The sequence below is a fragment of the Thalassospira profundimaris genome (assembly GCF_003326795.1).
Classification (GTDB): domain Bacteria; phylum Pseudomonadota; class Alphaproteobacteria; order Rhodospirillales; family Thalassospiraceae; genus Thalassospira; species Thalassospira profundimaris_C.
In genome coordinates, this window is record NZ_JPWI01000009.1 from 12,009 (window position 1) to 37,942 (window position 25,934).

The window sequence follows — 25,934 nt, forward strand, 5'->3', positions numbered from 1 at the left end:
ATTAATCCGTCATGAGCAGTCATTCGGCCAATGGTGCAGGCACGGTCCTGCCCATTACCAAACCCGGAAGTTATCTGACACGTATGGCAATCTTTGTTGCCATTATCGTCGGGGTCGGCGCATTGCTGTTCCCTACATTGTCTGATGCCTTTATGGCCAATGCTGTTCTCAATGGTCTGATCCTTGGCGTGTTTGTGGTCGGGGTTGTTTATACCTTCCGCATGGCGGCAAGCCTGTCACCGGAAGTAACCTGGATCGAGGATTTCCGTCGGTCACGTCCGGGCCTGACATCACAGGTTCCGCCGAAACTTCTGGCTCCGATGGCCAGCATGATGGCCGAACAGCGCCGTGATCGTCCGCAGCTTTCGACCACATCGACCCGGACGATCCTTGATTCCATTCGTTCGCGCCTTGATGAGAGCCGCGAATTGTCGCGCTATGTGGTGGGACTTCTGGTGTTCCTTGGCCTGCTCGGCACGTTCTGGGGCCTGCTTCAGACCGTCAACTCGGTCGCGGATGTCATTGGGAATGTCAATGTCGGCAGCGGGTCGAACCTTGATCTCTGGTTCTCCGATCTTAAGGAAGGCCTGTCTGAACCGCTAAGTGGTATGGGCACAGCGTTTTCGTCATCACTGTTTGGTCTGGCAGGGTCGCTTGCCCTTGGTCTTCTTGATATGCAGGCAGGCCAGGCACAGAACCGTTTCTTCAATGATCTTGAAGAATGGCTTTCAAGCTTTACCCGTCTGGGTTCGGGCAGCGCACTTTCGGATGGCGAACAATCGGTTCCGGCCTATCTTTCGGCCCTGATCGAACAGATGGCTGACAATATGGAAGGCTTGCAGAACTCGATCCAGCGTTCTGAAAGCTCGCAGATCAAGTCGCATAACACCCTGATTGATCTTGCTGACAAATTGTCGACCCTCACCGATCAGATGAAAGCCGAGCAGCAATTGATGGTCAAGCTGGCCGAAAACCAGATGCATCTGAAACCGGTTCTTGATCAACTTGCAGACTCCATGAAAATGGGCAGCTTTGGCATTGATGACAACACGCGTGCGCATATCCGTTCGCTTGATAACCAGTTGAGCCGTGTCGCCGAAGAACTGACCATCGGCCGCCAGCAATCCACACAGGAAATCAGAAGCGAAATCAAACTTCTGGCCCGCACCATCGCCGCCATCGCCGAGGAGGGCTGATCGCATGATCGGGCTTTCGCGCCGTCGTAACCGCGATGTAAATACCTGGCCGGGCTTTGTTGACGCGCTGGCAACATTGTTGATGGTGATCATCTTTCTTTTGATGATCTTCGTGATTGCGCAGGTCTATCTTGGCGCGGCTCTTTCGGGTCGTGATGAAGCGCTGAGTGATTTGACCGCACAGGTCAATGAACTGACCAATCTTTTGTCGCTTGAACGTGGAAATAACCAGCGGATGGAACTGGAACTGACCCAGTTGACCACTGAACTTTCCAACACCAGTGACCAGCGTGATGATCTTAAGGCGCGCGCGGCTGCATTGGCGACGCAGCTTTCTGATGCCAAGCTTTCGGCTGACGAGATCGAGAAAAAGCTTCTGGCTGCCCTTGCCTCACTTGAAGACAAGGAAACCGAGCTTTCCGAACTGCGCAGCAACAGCGAAGAAAAAATATCGGATCAGGATGCCCGTATCGAAGAACTTTCTGCCCTTCTGGCATCGCGTGCGGCCGAACTGGAAACCCAGAAAAACCTGAGCACCGAGGCACAGGCACAGGTTGCCGCGCTGAACCAGCAGATGCTGGCACTGCGCCAGCAATTGCAGAAAATCGAAGCAGCCCTTGAAGCATCCGAACGTGAAAATGCCGACAAGCAAGCCCAGATCGTCAATCTGGGGCAGCGCCTGAACGCGGCATTGGCGACCAAGGTCGCGGAATTGCAGCGATACCGGTCAGAATTCTTTGGCCGCCTGCGCGAGGTCCTTGGCGACCGTCAGGATATCCGTGTGGTTGGCGATCGCTTTGTCTTCCAGTCAGAAGTCCTGTTTGCATCGGGTTCTGCGGATCTGGGCGAAGGCGGTCAGGAACAGCTCGCCAAACTTGGCGAGACGCTTAAAACCATTGCGGCGGATATCCCCGACGATATTGACTGGGTCATGCGCGTTGACGGCCACACTGACAAGGTACCGATCCGGAACCTGAAATTCGCATCGAACTGGGAACTTTCAGCCGCGCGCGCCATCTCGGTGGTCAAGTTCCTGATTGATCAGGGTGTTCCGCCAAATCGTCTGGTTGCAGCGGGCTTTGGTGAATATCAGCCCCTTGATAACCGCGATGATGAAATCGCCTATCGCCGAAACCGGCGTATCGAGTTCAAAATCACCGAGCGCTGATCAAAAAAACATAACCACGCATAAAGGTCCCGAGCCAAGAGCTTCGGGACCTTTATTTTTGTGGTGAAATCAAGAACTTCCCGCTAGGTTCGAAAACCGCGCCATCGCGCAACTCAGAATAGTCAGATGTCGGAGCCATCATGCTGCGGGATATTTCGCCTCAAAGTATTTTCATGGGCCTTTTGGCCGGTTTTGTCGGGTTTGCCAGTTCATTTGCAGTTGTCCTACAGGGATTGACTGCCGTCGGGGCATCGCCCGAACAGGCGGCGTCCGGGCTTATGGCACTTTCGGTTTCGATGGGTCTATGTGCGATCGTCCTGTCATTCAAAACCCGCATGCCGATCAGCATTGCATGGTCAACGCCCGGAGCAGCACTTTTGGCAACGTCCGGAGCAGTTGACGGGGGATTTGCCGTTGCTGTCGGTGCCTTTATCGTTTGTGCGATCCTGATCGTTATAAGCGGTGTCTGGCGTCCATTGGGCCGCGCGGTCGCGGGCATCCCTGCCCCGCTGGCCAATGCGATGCTGGCCGGTGTTCTGCTGGGACTTTGCCTTGCGCCGGTCAAGGCCGTTGCCTTTAATCCATTGCTTGGTCTGCCAATTGCTGTTGCCTGGCTGGTGGTCGGGCGTTTCAATCGTCTATTGGCGGTTCCTGCGGCTCTTCTGGCCTTTATTGCCGTCATGATCTTTGGCGTGGAGTTTCCGGAAAACGCCCTTGCCGATCTTGGTAACTCAATCGCCCCGCCGGTCGAGTTTGTCATACCGGAATTCACGTTAAGCGGCCTGATCGGTATTGCCCTGCCACTGTTCATTGTCACCATGGCATCGCAGAATATTCCGGGAACGGCTGTTTTGCGGGCCAATGATTATGATACACCGCCGGGTCCTCTTTTCACCGTAACCGGTATCTTTTCACTATTGTCCGCGCCATTTGGCGGACATGCGGTTAATCTGGCAGCAATTACGGCGGCCCTTTGTGCAGGCAAGGACGCCCATCCTGACCCATCAAAACGCTACTGGGCAACAATTTCGGGCGGTGTTTTCTATATCGTCTTCGGATTGCTTGCCGGCCTGGTCACCGCCTTTGTCAGTCTGGCACCAAGCATCCTTATCGAAGCAGTTGCCGGGCTTGCCCTGATCGGGGCTTTTGCCGGATCAACCGTTGCCGCCTTCAAGGAAGAAGATGGCCGCGAAGCTGCGGCTGTGACCTTTATCGTTACGGCCGCCGGACTGACATTCTACGGGATTTCAGGTGCGTTCTGGGGGCTGCTGGCTGGGGGGCTGATTTATCTGCTGACCCACCTTGGGAAACGAAAGACCTGACCCAAAAAACAAAAGCCCGGTATACGCAATGCCGGGCTTTTGTCGTTTTATCGTGGCGATCAAACAGCCTTTGACGCAGGCTTTTCATCGCCATCTTCTTGCGTGACGGAGGCGACGGAGACCAGCGGCGCCTTAAACAGATCACTCATCGCGTCATATTGCGACAGGAAGACTTTCCCGGTCAGTTCATCAAGAAAATGGGCACATTTCAGGCGATCCATCACCGGGCCCTTGACCTCGGACAGATGAAGGGTGATCCCCATTTCATCCAGTCTGTGATTGATCGCTTCAAGCGATTCAAGGGCACTCAGATCAATCTCGTTGATCGCCGAACACATCAGAATGACATGCTTGAGCCGGTCATCACCGACTACACGATCAAGGATGTAATCTTCAAGGAAACGGGCATTGGCGAAATACAGGCTTTCGTCAATCCGGATTGTCAGAACCGAGGGATCAGTGATCACTTTGTGGCGTTTGATATTGCGGAAATGCTGGGTACTCGGAACCAGACCGACCTCCGCAATATGTGGACGCGATGTCTTGTAAAGGAACAAACCAATCGACAGCACCACCCCGGACGTCACACCGACCTCAACCCCGAAACCAAGGGTCAGAAGAATGGTTGCCAGAACCGCAACGAAATCCGCCTTGGAATAGCGCCAACTGGTTTTAAGGATCGAGAAATCCACAAGCGACAGCACCGCCACAATGATGGTTGCAGCCAGAGTTGCCTTTGGCAGGAAATAAACCAGCGGGGTCAGCGCAATCGCAGCAATCGCAAGACCAACTGCGGTAAAGGCCCCGGCAGCAGGCGTTTGGGCACCGGCATCAAAATTCACGACAGAGCGCGCAAAGCCCCCGGTTACCGGATAGCCACCGGTAAAAGCGGCACCAAGGTTTGCCGCGCCAAGACCGATCAGTTCCTGATCCGGATTGATCCGCTGACGACGTTTTGCAGCCAGCGTCTGGGCCACAGAGATCGATTCAACAAAACCGATCACCGAAATCAGAAGTGCCGGAATCAGAAGATCGGAAACCAGACCAATCGAAAAATCCGGCATGGTCAGTGGTGGCAGGCTTTGCGGTACATCTCCAACGATTTTCACCCCGGCATCCGCAAGCTGGAATTTCCAGACCGCCAATGTCGTCACCACGACGGCAGCAACCGGCCCCGCCTTTGTTATGACATCGGCAAGACGTGCACCAACGCCGATCTTGCGCAAGGCAGGTTTGAGCCCCTTGCGAACCCAGAACAGAAATACGGTCGCCATCCCGCCGATCAGCAACGTGATCAGGTTGGTCGATGGCAGATGGTCGACCAGCGACATCACCATTTCCCAAAGGTTATGACCACCGGCATTCACACCCAGAATATGCTTGAGCTGACTTGCGGCAATGAGGATGCCCGATGCCGTGATAAAACCCGCGATTACCGGATGAGACAGAAAGTTCGCAAGGAAACCAAGCTTGAACACCCCCATCGTCAGCAAAATGGCACCGGACAAAGCCGCCAGTGTCAGGGCAGCAACGGCATAGCCCATGGTTCCCGTTTGGGCGACATTGCCGATGGCGGCCGCCGTCATCAGGGAAACGACGGCAACCGGCCCGACGGCAAGCGCGCGGCTGGTTCCGAAGATCGCATAGAGAATGATCGGTACAATCGATGCATATAACCCCGCCTCGGGTGGCAAGCCTGCCAGAAGCGCATAGGCCAGCGATTGCGGGATCAGCATGATCGTCACAATGATGGCAGCGACCATGTCATTCCCGAACGCGGTCCGATCATAGCGCCGCCCCCAATCCAGGACGGGAATATATTTTACAAACGACTTCAAAAGCATCGATTGATCTCTTCGATCAGAGTTAATCGGGGGTGACAAGCGCCCCCGACATCATTGGTCAGTTGGCAGAAATCTTTTCCGGCTTTGCCATCCATTCCTTGCCGCGCAGCATCGCTTTCCAATAAATCGGAGGCAGGATCTTTTCCTTAAGCAACCATGCAAGGCGTGACGGATGCGTGCCATCAATCAGCCATTTCGGGAAGGATGGTCGCAGTGCGCCGCCATATCCGAACTCGGCCAGAACGATCCGGCCACGCTCGACCGTAAGCGGACAGGAACCGTAACCGTCATATTGTGCAATCGGTGATTTGCCATCGATATCGGCGACAACATTTTCCGCAACAACAGGTGCCTGCTTGCGCGCAGCGGCGGCCGTTTTGGCGTTGGGTGCATTCATCACATCGCCAAGCGACCAGATATTGGCAAAGGTTTTATGACGCAGCGTTGACTGATCAACATCGACCCATCCCGCAGCATCCGCCAGCGGTGACACCCGGATAAAGTCCGGTGCGACTTGCGGCGGGCAGACATGGATCATATCAAAGGATTTCTCGACCCGCTGGACCGCGCTATCTGGTTTGACCACATCAAACCAGGCCTTTTTCGCAACACCGTCAATCGCCACAAGATTGTGGAAGAAATTCAGTTCTGCGCCATAACGGTCGATGTATTTCTCAAGTGCCGGAACATAGTCCTTTACGCCGAACAACACGCCACCGGCGTTATAAAACCCGATATTGATGTTGTTGATCGCACCATTGCGATACCAGTGATCGCCCGACAGATAGAGCGCCTTTTGCGGGGCACCGGCGCATTTGATCGGCATCGGGGGCTGTGTAAACACCGCCTCGCCTTCACGCATCGACGATACCAGTTCCCACGTGTAAGGCGCCAGATCATAGCGATAGTTCGACGTCACACCATTGCGGCCCAATGTCTCGACCAGACCTTCAATACGATGCCAGTCAAGTTTCAGCCCGGGACAGACGATCAGACGGCCATACTTAACCACCCGGCAACCATCAAGAACGATGGCATCATCCTTTGGCTCAAATGCAGCAACAGCCGCCTTGATCCAGTGAACACCCTTCGGGATCAGTGATCCCATCGTCTGTGCCGTGGTGCTTGCATCAAAGACACCACCGCCCACCATCGTCCAGCCCGGCTGATAATAATGGATGTCGGCCGGATCAATGATTGCAATTTCAAGCCCCGAACGGCGGGCCTGCAAACTTGACGCAACGGAAATCCCAGCAGCCCCGCCACCGACAATAACGACATCGTAGCGGGCATCGCCATTATCGGTCGGGGTTTTGCCACCATTAACGATACGGCGAACAACGCCGCCCATGTCATAGCCTGCGGCCTTGGTTGCGCGCAGAATTTCACTGGCACCAAGACGGGTCGCCTGACTTAGCGACCAGAGCGTTGCCGATCTGGTTCCGGTCCGGCAATAGGCAAATACCGGTTTTGGCAATGCATCAAGCGCCTGACCAAAATCATCGGCATCACGATCACTTACCTTTCCCGACACAATCGGAAGATAGCGTGCTTCCAGTCCTGCCTTGACAGCGGCTCTGGCAACTTCGTCGAAGGTCGGCTGATCCGCGCCTTCGCCATCCGGCCGGTTACAAATGATCGACCGAAAGCCAAGTTTGGCGATCTCGCTGACATCATCTGGCGTGATTTGCGGACTGACCGAAATCCCGTCACTGATCTTTCTGGTATCCATGGGTGATCCTCCCGACAATTACAGGCCGTTGACCGGCACTTTAAGAACCTGATGACCGCTTTCATCGGTTGGCAGTCGTCCCGCACGCATATTGACCTGAAGAGACGGAATGATCAGACGCGGCATATCAAGCTGCGCGTCGCGCTCGGTACGGAAGGCGATGAACTCTTCGCGGGTTTTGTTGTTACCAACATGAATGTTGTTCTGCTTTTCCTCGCCGACCGTTGTTTCCCAACGGATTTCCCGGCCATTCGGACCATAGTCATGGCACATGAACAAACGCATATCGTCTGGCAGCGCGAGCAATTTCTGAATGCTGTCATAGAGAGTTCCCGCATCCCCGCCGGGGAAGTCAGCACGTGCTGAACCACCGTCCGGCATGAACAATGTATCGCCCACAAAGGCGGCATTACCCATGACATGGACCATGCATGCCGGCGTGTGTCCCGGCGTGTAGATCGCAAAGCAGGTCATCGAACCGACCTGATAGGTGTCGCCATCTTCGAACAGACGATCGAACTGGCTGCCATCACGCTGGAACTCGGTGCCTTCGTTGAACACCTTGCCAAAGGTGTCCTGCACAACGGTGATTTGTGAACCAATGCCAAGCTGGCCACCCAGCTTTTCCTGAATATATGGCGCTGCCGAGAGGTGATCGGCATGAACATGGGTCTCGATAATCCATTCAAGCTTGAGATCATTTTCCCTGATGAAGGCAATGATCTTGTCAGCATGGTCGAAGCTGATCCGGCCTGCCGCATAGTCAATGTCCATCACGGAATCAACAACAGCACAGGCGTTGCTTTCCGGGTCCTTGACCACATAGCTGATCGTGTTGGTATCAGGATCAAAGAATGCTGATACGACTGGATTTACAGACATGTTTACCGGGTAATCAGGCATAATTCCTCCTAAACAGTACGGCCTGCAAGTTGTGGTTCACAGCGCAGGACAGACAAGGTTGGGATGAGCCCTGTTCGGTGCTTTTCCGAACAAATCATCATGTTATGCTGTTCATTTTATGCATTCTGGCCTGGGTGTTCAGTGACCTTGTCACCAAACAACGAAACATCATGATGTATTAATAAAAATATCCTGCAAAAGCCGGAAAACATTGCGACATCAGCTTTTTGCAAGCTTGCCGATCTCGTCACGGTCGATCAGTCTTATTGTGCCACGGGTTTGCTCAATCCAGCCGCGCCGCTGGAATTCCTGTAATTGCCGCGACACGACTTCGCGGGCTGTTCCCAGTTCGACTGCCAGCTTCTGGTGGGTTGAAAGTACTGTGTCCTCAGCCCCACAAAGTTCAATCAGCTTCTGTGCCAGTCGGATATCAAGTCTGCGAAAGGCAATTTCCTCGATCACAACAAACAGGTCGGTGATGCGTTTGGAATAGGCGGTGAACACAAACTGTCGAAACTCGATGGAATCAGACACCAGTTTGTCAAAGGCTGCTCTGGGTATTGCGACGGCGCGGGTCTGTGTCTCGGCGATACCCTCTGCGGAATAGTCCTCATAGGCCAGAAGGCAGGCGGTGGTCAGGACGCAACTTTCCCCGGCATGCACCCGATATAAAACAATTTCGCGTCCGGCATCTGACGTTTGCTGTACCCGAACGGTTCCTTCGAGCAATAACAACAAATTTTCCGGCGACTTTCCCGGGCCAAAAATGACCGTATTGGCCGGAACCGTAACGATCTTGCTTTCTTCAAGGAGATAGTTTCGAATGGCGTCAGGCAAACGCGAAAGACCCTGAAACTGGTCAATCCAACTCACGATCCTGATCCCCCTGTTTAGCGTACAACTATTGATCGCTCATTTTAATGCGACCAATAATACATTCAAGTTGTGTAAAACGAATTTCCCCCTGATGCAACCTTGCAGTCCATTCCCCCATGCCATTTGACGCAATCCGGACATAAAAAAGGGCAGCACCCACGCACTGCCCTCTTTCGCATCCTCTATCCCTGGCAAGTGCTATTCCGCCTTGCTGGGAGGAATGATCAAATTCCCTGCAGGATCAATTTCCCAAAACGGGTTAAAGGCAATCTCCCAGGCATGTCCGTCAGGATCACGGAAATAGCCGGAATAACCACCCCAGAAAACTTTCTCGGCCGGTTTCTGAATTTTTGCTCCGGCCTTCTCTGCATCGGCCATGACCAGATCGACTTCTTCTTCGCTGCGCGCGTTATAGGCCAGGGTCAGCCCCGCAAATGTCGCACCGGTATCATCATCAAAATGCCCATCCTTTTTCAGGTCTTCCCGACCGAAAAGACCAAGTGCCAGACCATTGGACAACTGATAGAAAACCACCTGGCCTTCGACCATCTCGGTCATTTGCCAGCCAAGGCCGTCCTCGTAAAAGCGGCGTGACCGGTCCAGATCGGCCACCCCCAAAGTAATCAGCGATACACGCTGTTCCATATTATGCTCCTCGGTGTCAGAGCACCCAAAACCCGTGCCACTTTAACACGGTCCTTTTGTGTATCCGAGCCCGGACTCGACATGCCGTGAAGTTTCGCACCGCAACAAAGACGCAATTATATTGCGCGTAAATCGGTACTGAAATAAGTAAATAATAAGTTGACCCAACGTCAACCGATGCAATCAGGCGTTTTACGCATTGCGATGCGAGTTCACTTTGAAAAAAGGTCAGTATTCATTACCATTCTTGTATCCGGTATCTGTCCCGCAAGCTGTCACCGGATGAAAGACAAACAGGTCATACCGAAACACTGCAATAACACCCATATCAATAAATGCAGTGCGAACGGCCCGAAATGACCCCGCATATCAGAGAGATCCCAAGGGAGACCGGTCATGGCACAATTGGCGGCAATCAGCCTGGACGACAAATATACGCTCGAAGAAGGTCGTGTTTACCTGACGGGTATTCAGGCGCTGGTACGCTTGCCCCTGATGCAGCGCCAATTGGATGCGCGCGCGGGGTTGAATACTGCTGGCTGCATTTCAGGCTATCGCGGATCGCCGCTGGGTGGCCTTGATCAACAGCTTTGGCGTGCCAAGAAATTCCTGACCAAACAGCAAATCGAATTTCAGCCCGGTGTGAATGAAGACCTGGCTGCGACCGTCGTCTGGGGCAGCCAACAGGTGAATATGTATAAAGACGCCAAATATGATGGCGTCTTTGGCATGTGGTATGGCAAGGGCCCAGGTGTTGACCGGTCGGGTGACGTGTTCAAGCATGCCAACCATGCTGGCACCTCAAAACATGGCGGTGTTCTGGTTCTGGCCGGGGATGACCACAGTTGCAAATCATCCACCCTGCCCCATCAGACCGAATATGCCTTTATCGATGCGCAGATCCCGGTTCTGAACCCGTCAGGTGTGCAGGATATTCTTGATTTCGGTCTTCATGGCTGGGCGATGAGCCGCTATTCCGGCTGCTGGGTGGCAATGAAAACCATCGCAGAAACGGTCGAAAGTTCGGCCGCTGCCGATGTTGCGCCGGATCGCATCACCCCGATCATTCCCGAAGATTTTGCGATGCCCGAAGGTGGTCTTCACATCCGTTGGCCTGATACGCCAAAGGAACAGGAACACCGCCTGATGAAATACAAGCTATATGCCGCACTGGCATATGCGCGCGCCAACAAGCTCAATAAAACCGTGATCGACAGCCCGAATGCCCGTATCGGCATTATTACTGCGGGCAAGGCTTATCTTGATGTCATGCAGGCCTTTGACGATCTCGGCATTTCCGAAGCCGATGCTGCCAAGATCGGTATTCGCGTTTTGAAAGTCGGCATGAGCTGGCCACTTAACCGCGATGACGTTCGCGAATTTGCCATGGGGCTGGAGGAAATCATCGTCGTCGAGGAAAAACGCGCGGTGATGGAAAACCAGGTCAAGGAACAGCTTTATAACTGGCGCGAAGATGTGCGCCCGACGGTGATCGGCAAGTTCGACGAAAAAGGCGAATGGATCCTGCCATCCATGGATGAACTGACCCCGGCCCGGATTGCTGTGGTTCTGGCCGAACGCATCAAGCGTTTCTATGACAGCCCGGCCATCCATGAACGCATCAACTGGCTTGCTGAAAAAGAAAAGGAAATCGCCGAACCGCGCCCGGATGTCGCGCGTATTCCATGGTTCTGCCCGGGGTGCCCGCATAACAGTTCAACCAAGGTGCCCGAAGGCAGCCGCGCCATGGCCGGTATCGGTTGCCATTACATGGTCAACTGGATGGATCGATCCACCGAAACCTTTACCCATATGGGCGGCGAAGGTGCGACATGGATCGGCCAAGCCCCGTTCACCCACACAAAGCACGTTTTCCAGAACCTTGGCGATGGCACCTACTATCACTCCGGCTCGCTTGCTGTGCGGGCAGCCGTCGCGTCAGGCGTCAATATCACTTACAAAATCCTGTTTAACGACGCAGTTGCCATGACCGGCGGGCAGCCGGTTGATGGTCCGCTTACGGTTCCGCAGATCACCCGTCAGATGTTTGACGAAGGTGCCAAACGCATCATCGTCTTGTCAGACGAGCCTGAAAAATATCCGATGGGCGCGGACTTTGCGCCGGGTGTCGACATCCGTCATCGTGACGAGCTTGATAATACGCAGAAAGAGCTTCGTGAAATCGAAGGCGTTACGATCCTGATCTTTGATCAGACCTGTGCGGCCGAAAAACGCCGTCGCCGGAAGCGCAAACTGATGGTTGATCCGCCCAAGCGCGTGTTCATCAACGATCTGGTGTGCGAGGGCTGTGGCGATTGCGGTGAAAAATCCAACTGTCTTGCCGTTGTCCCGGTTGAAACCGAGTTTGGCCGTAAACGTGCGATTGACCAGTCCGCATGTAACAAGGATTTCTCTTGCCTGAATGGCTTCTGCCCGAGCTTTGTGACCATCGAAGGCGGTTCGCTCCGCAAGCCTGAAGCAGCCGCAAAGGGCGACAAAACAGGTGATGCCGTTTTTGCCAGCCTGCCACGTCCGACCTTGCCGGATATCAATGATCCATGGTCCGTGCTGATCACCGGTGTTGGTGGTACGGGCGTTGTCACCATTGGCGCATTACTTGGCATGGCCGCCCACATCGAAGGCAAAGGCATTGTCGGCCTTGATATGGCCGGTCTTGCCCAGAAAGGTGGTGCTGTGGTCAGCCATATCCGTTTTGCCAATGACCAGAGCAAACTGCATGCCGCGCGTATTCCGGCGGGTGAAGCAAACGTGGTTCTGGGCTGTGATCTTTTGGTGGCGGCAAGTTTTGAGGGCCTTGCCAAGATGCGCCGCAACTTCACCCAGGCAGTAATTAATACCCATGAAACCGTCACCGGTGCCTTTACCCGCAATCCGGACTTCCAGCTCAGAACCAACGAGCATATGAAAGTCATCAACGATGCCTGCGGGGCGGATGCGGTTCATTTCGTTGAGGGCAGCGACATTGCCACCCGTCTGATGGGCAACTCGATTGCAACCAACCTGTTCATGCTTGGTGTTGCCTGGCAGCGTGGCCTGATCCCGATCAGCGAAGAAGCCCTGATGCAGGCGATTGAACTTAACGCCGTTGCTGTGGACATGAACAAGCAGTCCTTCCATTGGGGCCGCCTTTATGCCCATGATCCCAAACGCGTCATCGAAGTCGTCGGTCCGAACGAAACCGAAGCCCATCCGATTGCAACCGACCTTTCCGAAATCGTTGCCAAACGCCGGTCCTTCCTGACCGATTATCAGAACGCGGCCTATGCCGATCGTTTTGTTGCATTGGTCGATAAAGTCAGAGCTGCGGAAAAACGGCTTGGGGACGGAGACGAACTGTCGCGGACGGTAGCCAAATATTACTTCAAACTGCTGGCCTATAAGGACGAATACGAAGTTGCCCGTCTTTACACGGACCCGGCGTTCCTGAAGAAAGTGGCAAAGAATTTTGCAGGCGATTACAAAATCCACTTCCATCTTGCACCGCCTGCCATTGCCAAACAGGACCCGGAAAGCGGTCAGCTTAAAAAGTCCACCTATGGTCCCTGGATGATGAGTGCGTTTCGTGTTCTTGCGAAATTCAAGTTCCTGCGCGGAACCGCACTTGATCCGTTCGGACGCACCCATGAACGCAAGATGGAACGCCAGCTGATTGCCGATTACGAGAAACTCGTGACCGAGGTCATTGATGGCCTGAATGCGGATAATGCCCGTATTGCCAATGCCCTGCTTGCCCTGCCCGAACAGATCCGTGGCTATGGCCACATCAAGGATGGCAATATCGACAAGGTCAAAAAGCGCGAGGCAGAATTGATCGAACAATTCCGCAACCCGCCAGAACACCTTAAGGCGGCGGAATAACCCCGTTGATCAACAAAGGCCCTGAACATATTTCAGGGCCTTTTGTTTTGAACCCGATCAGGTGATGAACACCGCATCACCTCCCCCACCCTGAAGACGGGTAGCGGCGGTTTGACCAAACGAAATCAGAAGCTTTTTGCGCCTTGCGGCCGAAAGTGAGCATTCCTCACATTGACGAATGATCGCGGCTTCATATCGATCTGCAACGATCAAACCAACATTTCCAGGGATCAGTTCCTTTGGAAACTCCATCGGCACGGCAAAGAAAAACCGGTCGCAATAATCAAGATAGCTTTCCCATTTCTGATCGACCCGGAAATCCTCCACAGAAGATTTGACCTCAACCGCCCACAACTCCCCCTTGGCCCCCAATGCCAAAACATCCAGCCCCCGACCATTACCCAGACGCAGCTCTGTCAAACAGGCCATCTGATGATGATACAAAAGCCGACAGACACCGTCTGTGACTTCAGATGTGATTTGGGGGCGGGTTCTTGTTTCCATGGCGAAATCTTACAAAAACAAAAGCCCGCTCGAAAGCGGGCTTCATGGGATCGTGTATGTCTACTGACAAAAAGTGTCAGCTCATGCCCAGTGCGCGTTTGTAAACCTCGAGGATTTCTTCCTGTTCGGTGCGCTCGTGGTCCTCCATTTTGCGCAGGCGGATGATCTGGCGCAGGATTTTCACGTCATAGCCCAATGCCTTGGCTTCGCCATAGACTTCCTTGATGTCAGCCATCAGGTTGGCTTTTTCTTCTTCGAGGCGTTCGATACGCTCTACATAGCTCGCAAGCTGATCGGCTGCGATACCACCGACTTCGGTCATCAATTCTTCTCCGATGATGGATTGCACAGCGGATATCCGGTGCGCGAAATTTTTAATGCGGCGCGACGATACTCAATGGATTGCCCGCTGACAAGTGTCGTTAGGACGCAATTCCCGATCCAGGCACTGTTCGTTCAATCAGACGGTCTGCCACGGCAAGCAATGCGTCGTTCGGGCTTGCCCCCTGCTCGATTGCGGCATTGTAAATCTCACGCTGGCGCCGGGCACTTGTACCACGATGGATGATTTCGCGGGCATGTTCGACTTCGGCCACACACCCAAAGAATTCTGCATCAGGCCGGATCAGCTCGAGGATTTCCTCGACCAGATCGGCATAAGGGACAATCTCTGCGCGACCGAAATCAATAAGCCCTGCCTTGTCACCCGGATCACTGCCATAGCGGCAGGCCCGCCAGCGGTTTTCGCGCACCAGCATGTTGGAATAAATCCGCCAGCGCTGATTGTTACGCCGCAACCGATAAAGCATCCGCATCACGCAACGCGTAATGGATGCGACACAAATCGCATCTTCAAGATCCGTACAAACATCAGCAATACGCATTTCAAGCGTTGGCCAACGGTCACTCGGACGCAGATCCCACCAGAGCTTGGTGCCGTCTTCAATCACCCCTGCCTGAATAAGCATATCGACATGGCGGCGATATTCCGCCCATGAACCAAACACTTCGGGTAAACCGGTGCGTGGCAGATTATCAAACACCGAAAGCCGGAAGGTCTGAAGTCCCGTGTCCCTGCCCCGCCAGAATGGCGAGCTTGTCGTCAATGCAAGCAAATGCGGCAGGAAGTAGCTGGCCTGTGCCATCAGTTCGATCCGAAGATCATTATCCTCGATCCCGATATGGACATGCATCCCGCAGATCAACAGCCGATCAACCACAGTGCGCAAATCCCGCGCAATCGTGTTGTAGCGTTCGCCATCGGTATGTTTCTGATTATCCCACTGCGCGAACGGATGGGTAGATGCGGCAAGCAGTGCCATATCATACTTCCCAGCGACCTCGCACAAGGTCGAGCGCATATGCGTCAGTTCCTGCCTGGCCTCGGCGGCGCTGTTACAAACCTTGCTTCCGATCTCGATCTGGCAACGCATGAATTCGCTTGAAACCTGATCGCCAAGCTTTGCCTTCGCATCTTTCAGGAAATCGGCGGGCGGGTCCTTGGCAAGATCGCGGCTGTGGCGATCAACAAGCCAGAATTCTTCTTCGATGCCGATGGAAAATCCCGGTTCCTGTGCACTGGACCCAACCAAATCAGTCTCTCCGGATTTTATAAAGGTTCGGGTCGGCAAGGATATCGACAAAGGCATCGCCAAGGATCTTTGCCCATTTCTCGCAACCTTCATCAGTATCAATCAGATCCTGGCGAATTTCAATCGACACACAGGGCAATCCCCCTGCTTCGCCATGATGATCAATAGTGTAGTCGGCCATATGCTGCCCGGAATAGGGTTCATTATCGCCAATGGTCAGGTCCGGGTTCTGTTCACGCAATTTCGCAAGCAATGGCACCGGAATACGATCATCCTGATCCCAAAGAACACCAATTTCCCATGGGCGTTCAAAGCCCTGGAACACGGGTGTAAAGCTGTGGATTGCAATCAGGGCCGGGACGATTTTATGCGCATGGAAATTGGCAATGCGTTCTTCGATCGCACCGTGATAAGGCAGGAAAATCTCGCGAATACGCTTCATATGTTCCGTCGGCGAGATATTCTTATTGCCCGGCACTACCGTTTGGTCGGCAATTTCAGGCATTCCGGTCGGGTCCCAAAGCTGACGGTTGCAATCGATCACCAGACGGGAATATCCCCCCAGAACCGCCGGACAATCAAAACGGTCAACCAGAATCTCTGTCACCTTGCGTGCGCCGATATCCCAGCCGATATGGCGTTTGCGTTCTTCTTCGGGCAGACCGAGGGTACCGAGACTTTTGGGAATAACGCGCGATGCGTGATCACAGACAAAAAGCGAATGCCCCTTGCCTGCTTCATTCAAAATTTCGAACGGGGCCGGATCATCCTGACCCAACAAGGTCCCTGCATGGTGAGACACGCGTATTCTCCTGAAAGTCGGTATTTGCTGTGTGGTGGCGGGTTCTGTCGACAGGTCACTGTCCCGATAGAAGCGGTGCCTGTGATCCGTCCGACATCTGTTGAACTATCAATTTATCGATCCCGAGACAAGATTGCCCTGCATTATGCCATCACTTCGCGCATCGACGCTTTGCGTCCATAGCAAACATCCCGTAAAGTGGTATGACCATTACGTTCAGGATCACGTTGCAACCGCTTGAGCAACCGCGTTGGCATAGAAGAAAACGATTGGAGTAAACCCAACATGCCGTCTGCCAAACCAGCAGCCGTAAACGACGATCAGGAAGGCAAACGCCCCAAAAGGATTGCCGATCAGGTCGCCGATCAGATTCTTGAAAAGATTTCGGACGGCATTTTCCTGCCCGGTGACCGACTGCCCGGCGAGCGTCAGCTTGCCGAAAGCATGAAAGTCAGCCGGGTTTCGGTTCGCGCAGCATTGCAAAAGCTCAAGACGCGCGGTTATCTCCGTGCGGTTCAGGGTGGTGGTACGGAAATCCTGTCATCGACCGGGATCGACATGGACACGGCGATGACCGATCTGGTGCGCGATTCGATCAACAATCTGCGCGATCTGCAGGAAATCCGCTGTACGCTTGAAACATGGGCTGCCCGCCGTGCTGCTATCAATGCCAGTGATGAAGATATCAAATTGCTGCGTCTGGCCTTCCGACAGGCACATGACCCGCGGCGTGCCGCCAAATACCGTGCAGATGACGATCATCGCCTGCATATGATGATTGGCCGCGCCACCGGATCGATCATTTATTATCACGTGATGAAGATGCTTCACGATGTGCTGCAAGCAGCACTGACTGAAATCCGGTTTAACTCCATGAGCGGCCCGTCCTTCGACCGCATGGTACAGGATCACCACCGCGACATTATCGAAGCAATTGCAGCCCGTGACCCGGATGCCGCGGAAAAGGCAATGTCCAACCACCTTCAGGCGGTACTTGATTTCTTTAAAACGGCCTCGGACAAGCAATCAACCTGATCGCAAAAACAACAGGGCCGATAACAAAACAAATCCATTCAGGGGAAAACCGACATGACGACCTCGCGCGAGAAACTTCTGGCTTTGATGGATGCCGCACTGAAGGCAGCTGATCCGGGCGTTCAGATCCCGCTCAACATGCCATCACCGCCAAAGGGGAAAACCATTGTCATCGGTGCTGGCAAGGCATCAGCGAACATGGCGCGCGCGTTTGAACAGGCATGGAAAGGTGATCTCGAAGGGCTGGTCGTGACCCGTTATGGCCATGCTGTTCCATGCGAGAAAATTGAAATCGTCGAGGCATCCCATCCGGTACCGGATGCCGCAGGCGAAGAAGCCGCAAAACGCATCCTCGAAATTGTCAAATCCGCTGGCCCGGATGATTTGGTTGTCTGCATGATTTCGGGCGGTGGATCGGCATTGCTTGCCCTGCCCGGCCCCGGACTGACACTGGATGACAAGCAATCCATCAACAAGGCATTGCTGCGCAGTGGCGCGACAATTTCGGAAATGAATTGTGTGCGTAAACACCTTTCGGCGATCAAGGGCGGACGTCTAGCCAAGGTGGCGGCACCGGCACGCATGGTGACATATCTGGTGTCAGATGTTCCCGGTGATGACCCGGCGATTATTGCATCGGGCCCGACCGTTGCAGACCCGACCACGGGTCAGGACGCGCTTGATATCATTCGCCACTATCAGATCGACATTCCCGAAGCCGCCGAAGCGCTTCTACGCAGTGCTGCTGATGAAACCGTCAAACCCGATGATCGGTGCTTTGACGGGCATGAGACAATCATGCTGTCGCGCCCGCAAGACAGTCTTGAGGCCGCCGCATCGGTTGCCCGCGACATGGGGCTGAACCCGGTGATCCTTGGCGATGCCATCGAAGGGGAATCTCGCGAAGTCGCCATCATGCATGCCGGTATCGCCCATCAGGTTTCCAATCACGGACAACCCGCCGCGAAACCCTGTGTTCTGCTTTCTGGTGGAGAAACCACCGTGACAGTCCGAAGCAAAGGCGGCCGTGGCGGCCGCAACAGCGAGTTTTTGCTGTCACTTCTGATCCAGCTGCGCGATCAGCCGGGGTTCAGCGCCATTGCCATTGACACAGATGGCATTGATGGCAGCGAAGACAATGCCGGTGCGATCATGGATGGGACTAGCTGGAAAAAGGCACAGGAGCTTGGCATCGATCTTCGTGAATATCTTGCCAATAATGATGCCTATAGCGCCTTTGCCCGGATCGATGATCTGATCATTACCGGCCCGACCCTGACCAATGTGAATGATTTCCGGGCGATACTGATTGAATAAGAAGCGCGACGACCGATTAGCTTCGTTCTGAACGGTTCTTGCGTTCCCTAATATAACCTATCATAACAATGCCTGACAGGAACCAATAGCCAACAACTATCAGCTTTGCACTGATTAAAATCTCAAAAAGTTGAACGGGGAATTGTACTATTTCTGAAATGAATCTTGTTGGCCCCCATCCACCAAAAACAAATGCAACACCGAAACAAAAAGCGAATATTCCGGCCAGAAATTTAATCGTAAACCACAACGACATTTGGCACTCCCCTAGTCAAATGCTCGGCATCCATGGCCGAACCCAGCCAAGCCCGTCTTCGGTTTTGCCGTGCGGCTTGTATTCGCAGCCGATCCAGCCGTCATAGCCAATGCGATCAAGCATATAAAACAGGAATGGATAGTTCAGCTCGCCACTGTCGGGTTCATGACGCCCCGGTGCCCCGGCCACCTGAATATGGGCAATTTGGTCAAGATGCTTGTCCAGACGGGCGGCAATATTCCCGCCAACAATTTGCGCATGATAAATATCGAACTGAAGCTTAAGCCGCGGATGGGCAAGCTGTTCGAGGATAACCGCCGCCTGCTCGACCGAGTTTAAAAGATAACCCGGCATATCAAGCGGATTGATCGGCTCGATCAGGATATCTATTCCCGCCTGATCGGCAAGATCGGCAGCATAGAGCAGATTGTCACAATAAAGACGGGCCAGCTCGCCGGAATTCTCGTTCTGTCCCATCACACCGGCCATACAATGAAGCATCTTGCAGTCGGTTGCCGCCGCGTAATCAAGCGCCTTGATCACGGAATCCCGAAATTCGTCCTCGCGCCCCGGTCGACAGGCAAGACCCCGGTCACCGGCCTCCCAGTTACCAGCCGGAAGATTAAACAGCACCTGCTCCAGCCCGTTATCCTTTAGAAGCGATTTGACCGTTGAGAGCGGCATGTCATAGGCACCGATATATTCGACACCGACAAACCCCGCCTCAGCCGCAGCAGCAAACCGTTTCTCGAATGGAAGATCGGCAAACAGAAATGAAAGATTGGCGGCAAAGCGTGGCATATCGCACCTGACGGGTGAGTGAAAATTATCCGGTATGGTTTCCCATGCGCCACACAAGGTCAATCATCAATCAGTGAATTCTCAAGATGCAGCTGTGATTTTTTGACTTCGGCCAAAAGCCAGTCCCCGAACATCTCGACCTCCCCCCGGTTATTGCCGCGCCCGGTATGGACGAAGTGATAATTGTGACCTTCAAGATACAGATCAAAGGGCATGGTCAACAGACCGGTATTGATCTCCTCGCGGGCCATGGCGGGACTGGCAAGAACCACGCCCTGCCCGGCAATGGCGGCCTGAATGGCATGCGTATCATCAGAAAAGCTGATCCCGCCCGATGTTCCAAGCCCCTCCACCCCGTTGACCTCAGCCCAGCGTTCCCAGGTCGGGGTAACGTCATCAGGATTTAACCAGTCAAGATGTAGCAAGGTTGCCCTGGACAGATCATCAAAGCCCTGAATACCCAACGCCGGACTGCAAATCGGTGCGAAAGTTTCGCGAAACATCGTTTGAACCACAAGCCCGTGATGCGGGCCACGGCCATACCGGATCGCTGCGTCAACCGTCCCGCTTGCAAGGTCAACCACCTCTGCCGAGGTATGAAGATGCAGGTGAATGTCAGGATGACGTTTTTGAAAATCCGGCAAACGGCGCAACAGCCATTTGGCGGCAAAGGACGGAAGAACCGAGACGGTCAAACCGCGCGATGTCTTGCGGCGACGAACACGATCAATTGCATTTGCAAAGGACACAAACCCGTCACGAAGCACCGGGTAAAGTTCCTGTCCGGCCTGGGTCAACACCACCTGTCTTGGTTTGCGATCAAACAGGCGCACACCAAGAGTTTCCTCAAGAAGGCGCACCTGATGACTGATTGCCGTTGGTGTCACGGCAATTTCGGCAGCTGCTTTTTTAAAGCTTTGATGGCGGGCGGCGGCTTCGAACGCACGCAAGGCAGCAAGGGGCGGCAAAGACATATGGATGAATTTAACTCATCTGATACGTGAAGAATTCGATTTTGCACCAACCTGAAAAACAAGACAAGTCTTGGTCATCACCCAATCAAAGATGAATTAGAATCATCAGATGGAGCCCCAAAATGACCAGAATTCTTCACATCGACAGCAGCGCCCGTCCCGGTCGTTCCGATCAGAAACCTCACGGATCCCACAGCCGCCGCCTGTCGGCCAAATTCATCGAACACTGGCGCGCCCTTCGCCCGGATGATGAGATTATCTATCGTGATGTCGGTACCAATCCGCCAGCACCCGTCACCGGTGACTGGGTCCATGCTGCATTTACCAAACCCGATGATCGCGAAGACTGGATGCATGACGTCCTTCGTGAAAGTGATCTTCTGGTTGATGAACTTTTGTCGGCTGATGTCATTGTCACCGGTGTCCCGATGTATAATTTCGGCATGCCCGCCCAGATGAAGGCATGGGTCGACAACATTGTCCGCGTCGGGAAAACATTCGGCTTTGACCGCTCGCGCGATGGTGTTCCCTATTGGCCGATGATAACCGATGACAAATCAGTTGTCGTTTTGTCTTCTCGCGGGGACTACGGCTATGACCCCGGCGGACGGGTCGCACATTTGAACTTTGTCGAAGGCAGCCTTTTTGCGCCGCTTGAATATCTCGGCATTACGGACAGCTATGGGGCAGCAATTGAATATGATGAATTCGGCGATGATCGCACCGAACGATCAATTGCCATGGCAGAGGCAGAAACAATCGAAATTGCAAACAAGCTGATCAGGAAACACAGCACAAGAAACGCTGCATGAAATCATACGACCGGGCAAGGATTCTGTCCCGGCCCGGTCGTGTCCCTGATCAGATGCCACCGACCGGACATGCTGATAAATTCGGTTTTCTCATGATATCGTCCAGACCTTTGCTTGTGATCTTCGAATGCACACGCAACCCAAGACAAGCCCGCACCTTGTCGCTATAACAACGGTCTATTGTGATCATGATAGAGGCCCCAAGCATGAACAACGCCTTTGCCCTTCATCCCCAACTTGCCGCTGACACGACCCTTGTGACCGATGGTCCGTTGTCGCATGTGCTGCTGATGAATGATGCGCGTTATCCCTGGCTGATCCTTGTGCCCAAACGTCCCGATCTTGTTGATTATGATGATCTGAGCACCGAGGATCGCATCACCCTTGGCAACGAGGTCGCGGCAGTTTCGAAAGTGATCAAGCGCCGTTTTGAAGCCTACAAAACCAATGTTGCCATGCTGGGCAATATGGTTCCGCAGCTTCATTGTCATGTCGTTGGCCGCTTCAAGAACGATCCGGCATGGCCCGGCCCGATCTGGGGCGTTGGAACGGCTCAGCCATATGCAGAAGATGCCGGTCGTGATCGTCTTGCTACCCTGCGGGCCGATCTGATTTCCGCTTTCAAGCATCTTTAGATATTCAGGCAGCCCTGCTTGACGCACATCAAGGCACCCCAGATTGGAATAATGCAAAAGACGGATAGAACGAATTAACCGGGATATCCGTCATGCAGCTTGCACTTTACGAAAAATACGATCTGCGACTGCCACGTTATACGAGCTATCCGACCGCCCCCCATTTCCATGCTGGCGTAAATGGTGACGTATTTGAAGGATGGCTTGGTGACCTTGATCCCGACCAGCCGCTTTCCCTTTATCTGCATGTCCCCTATTGTCAGGAAATGTGCTGGTTTTGCGGCTGCAACACCAAGATCACAAAACACTACAAGCCGGTCGCCGGGTATGTCGAAGCACTGGTTGGCGAAATCCAAAGCACGCTGAGCAAGCTTCCCGAAGGCAAGAAATTCAGCGTTTCACATATCCATTTTGGCGGTGGCAGCCCAACCATCATGAAAGCCGATGATTTGCGTGCAATCATGACAACCATTCGGGCCCGGCTTGATATTCTTGACGATGCCGAAATTGCTGTTGAGATGGACCCGCGGACAGCCAAAATCGATTTCATGGATGCCATGATCGAGTTCGGCTTCAACCGCGCAAGCATCGGTATTCAGGACTTTAATGAAACTGTGCAACGGGCCGTCAACCGCATCCAGAGCATGGAACTGGTCAGCGATGTGATTACCAATCTGCGCGATCGCGGCATTACCGGTATCAATGTCGATCTGATGTACGGCTTGCCGTTTCAGACTCTTGAAACATTGCGCGAAACGGTTGATCAAACCGTCTCATTGCGCCCTGATCGCTTGTCTGTATTTGGCTATGCCCATGTTCCCTGGATGAAAAAACATCAGCAACTGATCCCGACAGAAGCCCTGCCAAACACGCAGGAACGCTGGGCCCAGTATGAGGAAATCCAGAACCGCCTTGCCATGCACGGATATGTTGCCATCGGGCTTGATCACTTTGCCCATGAAGCCGACAGCATGGCGATTGCCCTGAAAAACGGGAAACTTCACCGCAACTTTCAGGGTTACACCACCGATCGCGCAGAAGCGCTTATCGGCTTTGGCCCTTCGGCGATTTCATCCCTGCCGCAAGGATATGCGCAAAATGATCCGGCCCTTGCGCGCTGGCAACGCAATGTCGAAGACGGCAAATGCGCCATCGAAAAAGGCGTCGCCCTTTCAGCCAGCGACAAGCTGCGCCGCGAGATCATCAATGAATTGATGTGCAACCTGACCGTTGATCTTGATGTCGTCTGCGCACAGTTTGGCACATCGGCGGACCGGTTTGCGCCCGAACTTGAACGCATCAGCGCCATGAGCGCCGATAACATCGCCGAAGTTAACGGCAATAACATATCCCTGACCGAAACGGGACGTCCTTTGGTGCGTGCTGTCTGTGCAGCGTTTGACACTTACCTTGATCCCGCACATGGTCGACACTCCCAGGCAGTTTGATCCTTTGAATAATCCAACAAAAGGGGCCAATTGGCCCCTTTTTCATTGATCGAACGGAGTAGAAAAGATCAGTCCCACTGCGGCGCCAGCCCATCAGGACTGACGATGCGGCCATTTGCATCAGCAAGATCGTGAATGACCGTCATTTGCGCGCTCGACAGTTCAAAGTCAAAGATATCGAAGTTTTCCTTCAACCGGTGCTCGTTAACAGTTTTGGACAGGGCAACCACATTGTTTTGCTGGATCAACCAGCGGAGAACTATCTGCGCAACCGATTTTCCGTGATCGGCGGCTAATTCTTTCAGGGTGTCATTTTCGAATACCTTACCATCGGCCATGGCAAAGTAACTGGTCAGAGACATCCCGAACCTGTTTGCCGCATCCATCACAACGGATTGATCAAGGAACGGATGATATTCGACCTGATTGGTTACAATCGGAGCATCTGAAAGCGATACCGTCTCGGCCATCAGAGCGGTACTGAAGTTGCTCACCCCGATATGGCGGACCTTCCCGGCCTTGTGAACGGCATTAAGTGCGCCGATCTGTTCTGCCAGCGGCACATCATTGTTCGGCCAGTGCAAAAGCAAAAGATCAACATAGTCTGTACGCAACTTGCCAAGACTTTCATCAACAGACGCAATGAAATCATCATGACGGTAATTGCTGACCCAGACCTTGGTGGTCAGGAATATGTCTTTGCGCGGGATACCTGACATTTCGATGGCTTCGCCCACTGCGGCCTCATTCTCATAAATCTGCGCGGTATCGATATGACGAAATCCGGTTTTCAGAGCCTGCGGGACGATGCGTTTCACATCATCTTCGGCGATGCGAAACGTCCCAAATCCAAGCGCAGGAATGCGCGCGCCATTTGCGGTTACATCAAACATTTTCAATCCTCGTTTTGTTGCGTTTTGATGGCAAACATCCATTTGATGTTTGCGTTTCAAACTGTGGAATATTTCGTAGGCGGGAATGCGTTCACCGGGCAGGCTGAAGACTGATCTCGTGACGTCGATCAAGCGATCCACTCAACACAGTCAAACCAAGTGCAACAACAACCAGAATGGCACCAATCCAGGGCGTCGCGACCAATCCCAGACTTGATGCGACAATCTGCCCACCAATCCAGGCGCCAAGAGCAATGCCAAGATTGAACGCCGCGATATTGAGTGCAGAAGCGACATCCACACCATTAGGGCGATGTTGTTTGGCCAGTTTCACGACATAAAGCTGCAGTCCCGGCACATTAGCAAATTGCAGGAACCCAAGCGCCCCCAAGGTCGCAATCGTCGCAATCGGCGAAATGACAGCAAAGCTGAACAGAACAAGGACTGCCGCCTGCAAGATAAACAATCCAGTCAGGGCACGGATGGGATTGCGGTTGGCAAGCTTCCCACCCGCAAGATTACCAATGGCAATCGCGACACCGTAAAAGATCAGGATCAGACTGACCGATGATTCGGTAAAGCCGGTGATTTCCTGCAAGATCGCTGACAAATAGGTAAAGGCAACGAATGTCCCGCCATAGCCGAGTGCCGTCATGCCATAGACAATCAACAAACGCCCACTGCCCAGAACACGGAGCTGATCGCCAAGCCCTGCCGCTTCGCCACGCTTGAGATTCGCAGGCAGCAATGCCGCAATCCCGGCAAAGGAAACAACCCCCAGAAGGGCAACTCCCCAGAATGTCGCGCGCCAGCCGAACATCTGACCAATGAATGTTCCCAACGGAACACCGGTAACAATTGCAACCGTCAGCCCCATGAACATCATGGCAATGGCCGATGCCCGACGATCTTCCGGAACAAGGTCCGCTGCAATCGTCGCCCCGACTGAGAAAAACACACCATGTGCGAAGGCGGAAATCACCCTTGCGACCAACAGCAGCTCGTAACTCGGACTTAGTGCTGCAATCGCATTCCCGATAATGAACAACCCCATCAATCCCAACATCAGGGATTTGCGGTTCATCCCACCGGTAAGCGCGGTCAGGATCGGTGCACCAAAAGTAACACCAAGAGCATAGACACTGACGATCAGGCCCGCCATCGGCAAGGTCACGGCAAGATCCGTTGCAACCGTCGGCAACAGGCCGACGATCACAAATTCTGTTGTCCCGATCGCATAGGCTGCGATGGTCAACGCAAACAAGGCAAGTGGCATCCAAATTCTCCTTCCGCAGATGAT

At 53.6% G+C, this 25,934-nt stretch carries 23 protein-coding genes; 9 read left to right on the top strand and 14 right to left on the bottom strand.

Features of this window, described 5'->3' with window-relative positions:
* Positions 1–11 precede the first annotated feature (11 nt).
* The 3 genes from TH30_RS13880 (at position 12) to TH30_RS13890 (ending at position 3,686) form a co-directional block, all read left to right on the top strand.
* Positions 12–1,196 (top strand): flagellar motor protein MotA, encoded by a 1,185-nt coding sequence (locus tag TH30_RS13880; RefSeq protein WP_114098704.1) that lies wholly within the window; start codon positions 12–14, stop codon positions 1,194–1,196.
* A gap of 4 nt (positions 1,197–1,200) precedes the next feature.
* Positions 1,201–2,364 carry a peptidoglycan -binding protein gene (locus TH30_RS13885; RefSeq protein ID WP_114098705.1) on the top strand — a complete coding sequence of 388 codons (1,164 nt, stop codon included), beginning with the start codon at positions 1,201–1,203 and terminating at the stop codon, positions 2,362–2,364.
* 140 nt (positions 2,365–2,504) lie between these two features.
* Positions 2,505–3,686 carry a benzoate/H(+) symporter BenE family transporter gene (locus TH30_RS13890; protein WP_114098706.1) on the top strand — a complete coding sequence of 394 codons (1,182 nt, stop codon included), beginning with the start codon at positions 2,505–2,507 and terminating at the stop codon, positions 3,684–3,686.
* Between the two features lie 59 nt (positions 3,687–3,745).
* Here TH30_RS13890 and TH30_RS13895 read toward each other — a convergent pair whose 3' ends face one another.
* The 5 genes from TH30_RS13895 to TH30_RS13915 form a co-directional block, all read right to left on the bottom strand.
* Entirely contained in the window at positions 3,746–5,530 is a 1,785-nt protein-coding gene (locus tag TH30_RS13895) for a SulP family inorganic anion transporter (protein WP_114098707.1), read from the bottom strand.
* Positions 5,531–5,588: 58 nt separating this feature from the next.
* Complete coding sequence (locus TH30_RS13900; protein ID WP_114098708.1) at positions 5,589–7,262, bottom strand: bifunctional protein tyrosine phosphatase family protein/NAD(P)/FAD-dependent oxidoreductase; 1,674 nt, start codon at positions 7,260–7,262, stop codon at positions 5,589–5,591.
* 18 nt (positions 7,263–7,280) lie between these two features.
* The gene (locus TH30_RS13905; protein WP_114098709.1) at positions 7,281–8,165 is read right to left on the bottom strand and encodes an MBL fold metallo-hydrolase; all 885 of its coding nucleotides are present in this window, start codon (positions 8,163–8,165) and stop codon (positions 7,281–7,283) included.
* 219 nt (positions 8,166–8,384) lie between these two features.
* Complete coding sequence (locus tag TH30_RS13910; protein ID WP_114098710.1) at positions 8,385–9,038, bottom strand: Crp/Fnr family transcriptional regulator; 654 nt, start codon at positions 9,036–9,038, stop codon at positions 8,385–8,387.
* A 201-nt stretch (positions 9,039–9,239) separates the two neighbouring features.
* On the bottom strand, positions 9,240–9,686 hold the full coding sequence (locus tag TH30_RS13915; RefSeq protein WP_114098711.1) for a VOC family protein: 447 nt from the start codon (positions 9,684–9,686) through the stop codon (positions 9,240–9,242).
* Between the two features lie 396 nt (positions 9,687–10,082).
* Between TH30_RS13915 and TH30_RS13920 the strand changes: the two genes are divergently transcribed.
* The gene (locus TH30_RS13920) at positions 10,083–13,565 is read left to right on the top strand and encodes an indolepyruvate ferredoxin oxidoreductase family protein (protein WP_114098712.1); all 3,483 of its coding nucleotides are present in this window, start codon (positions 10,083–10,085) and stop codon (positions 13,563–13,565) included.
* Positions 13,566–13,622: 57 nt separating this feature from the next.
* Here the strand turns inward: TH30_RS13920 and TH30_RS13925 are convergent, their stop codons facing one another.
* The 4 genes from TH30_RS13925 to TH30_RS13940 all read right to left on the bottom strand — a co-directional run bounded on the left by TH30_RS13925 (position 13,623) and on the right by TH30_RS13940 (position 16,463).
* The gene (locus tag TH30_RS13925) at positions 13,623–14,069 is read right to left on the bottom strand and encodes an MmcB family DNA repair protein (protein WP_114098713.1); all 447 of its coding nucleotides are present in this window, start codon (positions 14,067–14,069) and stop codon (positions 13,623–13,625) included.
* Positions 14,070–14,145: 76 nt separating this feature from the next.
* Entirely contained in the window at positions 14,146–14,391 is a 246-nt protein-coding gene (locus tag TH30_RS13930) for a DUF2312 domain-containing protein (RefSeq protein ID WP_007090950.1), read from the bottom strand.
* A 100-nt stretch (positions 14,392–14,491) separates the two neighbouring features.
* Positions 14,492–15,661, bottom strand: coding sequence for a carboxylate-amine ligase (locus tag TH30_RS13935; RefSeq protein ID WP_114098714.1), 1,170 nt, complete (start codon positions 15,659–15,661; stop codon positions 14,492–14,494).
* A gap of 1 nt (position 15,662) precedes the next feature.
* Positions 15,663–16,463, bottom strand: coding sequence for an N-formylglutamate amidohydrolase (locus TH30_RS13940; protein ID WP_114098715.1), 801 nt, complete (start codon positions 16,461–16,463; stop codon positions 15,663–15,665).
* A gap of 285 nt (positions 16,464–16,748) precedes the next feature.
* Here TH30_RS13940 and TH30_RS13945 point away from each other — a divergent pair, with 285 nt between their 5' ends.
* Entirely contained in the window at positions 16,749–17,498 is a 750-nt protein-coding gene (locus TH30_RS13945; protein ID WP_114098716.1) for a FadR/GntR family transcriptional regulator, read from the top strand.
* A gap of 54 nt (positions 17,499–17,552) precedes the next feature.
* Positions 17,553–18,815 (top strand): glycerate kinase type-2 family protein, encoded by a 1,263-nt coding sequence (locus TH30_RS13950; RefSeq protein WP_114098717.1) that lies wholly within the window; start codon positions 17,553–17,555, stop codon positions 18,813–18,815.
* Positions 18,816–18,831: 16 nt separating this feature from the next.
* On the opposite strand, the gene TH30_RS22130 is transcribed toward TH30_RS13950, so the two are convergent.
* The 3 genes from TH30_RS22130 to gcvA are packed head-to-tail and all read right to left on the bottom strand — an operon-like array spanning position 18,832 to position 20,846.
* Positions 18,832–19,071, bottom strand: a complete 240-nt coding sequence (locus TH30_RS22130; protein WP_114098718.1) for a hypothetical protein — start codon at positions 19,069–19,071, stop codon at positions 18,832–18,834.
* Between the two features lie 15 nt (positions 19,072–19,086).
* Complete coding sequence (gene otnI / locus TH30_RS13960) at positions 19,087–19,872, bottom strand: 2-oxo-tetronate isomerase (RefSeq protein WP_114098719.1); 786 nt, start codon at positions 19,870–19,872, stop codon at positions 19,087–19,089.
* Between the two features lie 59 nt (positions 19,873–19,931).
* The gene (gene gcvA, locus TH30_RS13965; RefSeq protein WP_114098720.1) at positions 19,932–20,846 is read right to left on the bottom strand and encodes a transcriptional regulator GcvA; all 915 of its coding nucleotides are present in this window, start codon (positions 20,844–20,846) and stop codon (positions 19,932–19,934) included.
* A gap of 122 nt (positions 20,847–20,968) precedes the next feature.
* On the opposite strand from gcvA, the gene TH30_RS13970 reads away from it, so the two are divergent.
* The 3 genes from TH30_RS13970 to hemN all read left to right on the top strand — a co-directional run bounded on the left by TH30_RS13970 (position 20,969) and on the right by hemN (position 23,741).
* On the top strand, positions 20,969–21,658 hold the full coding sequence (locus TH30_RS13970; protein WP_114098721.1) for an FMN-dependent NADH-azoreductase: 690 nt from the start codon (positions 20,969–20,971) through the stop codon (positions 21,656–21,658).
* A 206-nt stretch (positions 21,659–21,864) separates the two neighbouring features.
* Positions 21,865–22,293, top strand: coding sequence for an HIT domain-containing protein (locus tag TH30_RS13975; RefSeq protein WP_114098722.1), 429 nt, complete (start codon positions 21,865–21,867; stop codon positions 22,291–22,293).
* 92 nt (positions 22,294–22,385) lie between these two features.
* A complete protein-coding gene (gene hemN, locus TH30_RS13980; RefSeq protein WP_114098723.1) occupies positions 22,386–23,741 on the top strand; it encodes an oxygen-independent coproporphyrinogen III oxidase in 1,356 nt (451 codons plus the stop codon).
* Positions 23,742–23,809: 68 nt separating this feature from the next.
* On the opposite strand, the gene TH30_RS13985 is transcribed toward hemN, so the two are convergent.
* Complete coding sequence (locus TH30_RS13985; protein ID WP_114098724.1) at positions 23,810–24,634, bottom strand: aldo/keto reductase; 825 nt, start codon at positions 24,632–24,634, stop codon at positions 23,810–23,812.
* A 91-nt stretch (positions 24,635–24,725) separates the two neighbouring features.
* Positions 24,726–25,910 carry an MFS transporter gene (locus TH30_RS13990; protein ID WP_114098725.1) on the bottom strand — a complete coding sequence of 395 codons (1,185 nt, stop codon included), beginning with the start codon at positions 25,908–25,910 and terminating at the stop codon, positions 24,726–24,728.
* Positions 25,911–25,934 lie beyond the last annotated feature (24 nt).

What these genes read in the sequence shown, in the direction of transcription:
- TH30_RS13880 (WP_114098704.1), top strand. Translation starts at nt 12, where the DNA reads ATGAGCAGTCATTCGGCCAATGGTGCAGGCACGGTCCTGCCCATTACC.
- TH30_RS13885 (WP_114098705.1), top strand. Translation starts at nt 1,201, where the DNA reads ATGATCGGGCTTTCGCGCCGTCGTAACCGCGATGTAAATACCTGGCCG.
- TH30_RS13890 (WP_114098706.1), top strand. Translation starts at nt 2,505, where the DNA reads ATGCTGCGGGATATTTCGCCTCAAAGTATTTTCATGGGCCTTTTGGCC.
- TH30_RS13895 (WP_114098707.1), bottom strand. Translation starts at nt 5,530, where the DNA reads ATGCTTTTGAAGTCGTTTGTAAAATATATTCCCGTCCTGGATTGGGGG.
- TH30_RS13900 (WP_114098708.1), bottom strand. Translation starts at nt 7,262, where the DNA reads ATGGATACCAGAAAGATCAGTGACGGGATTTCGGTCAGTCCGCAAATC.
- TH30_RS13905 (WP_114098709.1), bottom strand. Translation starts at nt 8,165, where the DNA reads ATGCCTGATTACCCGGTAAACATGTCTGTAAATCCAGTCGTATCAGCA.
- TH30_RS13915 (WP_114098711.1), bottom strand. Translation starts at nt 9,686, where the DNA reads ATGGAACAGCGTGTATCGCTGATTACTTTGGGGGTGGCCGATCTGGAC.
- TH30_RS13920 (WP_114098712.1), top strand. Translation starts at nt 10,083, where the DNA reads ATGGCACAATTGGCGGCAATCAGCCTGGACGACAAATATACGCTCGAA.
- TH30_RS13925 (WP_114098713.1), bottom strand. Translation starts at nt 14,069, where the DNA reads ATGGAAACAAGAACCCGCCCCCAAATCACATCTGAAGTCACAGACGGT.
- TH30_RS13930 (WP_007090950.1), bottom strand. Translation starts at nt 14,391, where the DNA reads ATGACCGAAGTCGGTGGTATCGCAGCCGATCAGCTTGCGAGCTATGTA.
- TH30_RS13945 (WP_114098716.1), top strand. Translation starts at nt 16,749, where the DNA reads ATGCCGTCTGCCAAACCAGCAGCCGTAAACGACGATCAGGAAGGCAAA.
- TH30_RS13950 (WP_114098717.1), top strand. Translation starts at nt 17,553, where the DNA reads ATGACGACCTCGCGCGAGAAACTTCTGGCTTTGATGGATGCCGCACTG.
- TH30_RS22130 (WP_114098718.1), bottom strand. Translation starts at nt 19,071, where the DNA reads ATGTCGTTGTGGTTTACGATTAAATTTCTGGCCGGAATATTCGCTTTT.
- otnI (WP_114098719.1), bottom strand. Translation starts at nt 19,872, where the DNA reads ATGCCACGCTTTGCCGCCAATCTTTCATTTCTGTTTGCCGATCTTCCA.
- gcvA (WP_114098720.1), bottom strand. Translation starts at nt 20,846, where the DNA reads ATGTCTTTGCCGCCCCTTGCTGCCTTGCGTGCGTTCGAAGCCGCCGCC.
- TH30_RS13970 (WP_114098721.1), top strand. Translation starts at nt 20,969, where the DNA reads ATGACCAGAATTCTTCACATCGACAGCAGCGCCCGTCCCGGTCGTTCC.
- TH30_RS13975 (WP_114098722.1), top strand. Translation starts at nt 21,865, where the DNA reads ATGAACAACGCCTTTGCCCTTCATCCCCAACTTGCCGCTGACACGACC.
- hemN (WP_114098723.1), top strand. Translation starts at nt 22,386, where the DNA reads ATGCAGCTTGCACTTTACGAAAAATACGATCTGCGACTGCCACGTTAT.
- TH30_RS13985 (WP_114098724.1), bottom strand. Translation starts at nt 24,634, where the DNA reads ATGTTTGATGTAACCGCAAATGGCGCGCGCATTCCTGCGCTTGGATTT.
- TH30_RS13990 (WP_114098725.1), bottom strand. Translation starts at nt 25,910, where the DNA reads ATGCCACTTGCCTTGTTTGCGTTGACCATCGCAGCCTATGCGATCGGG.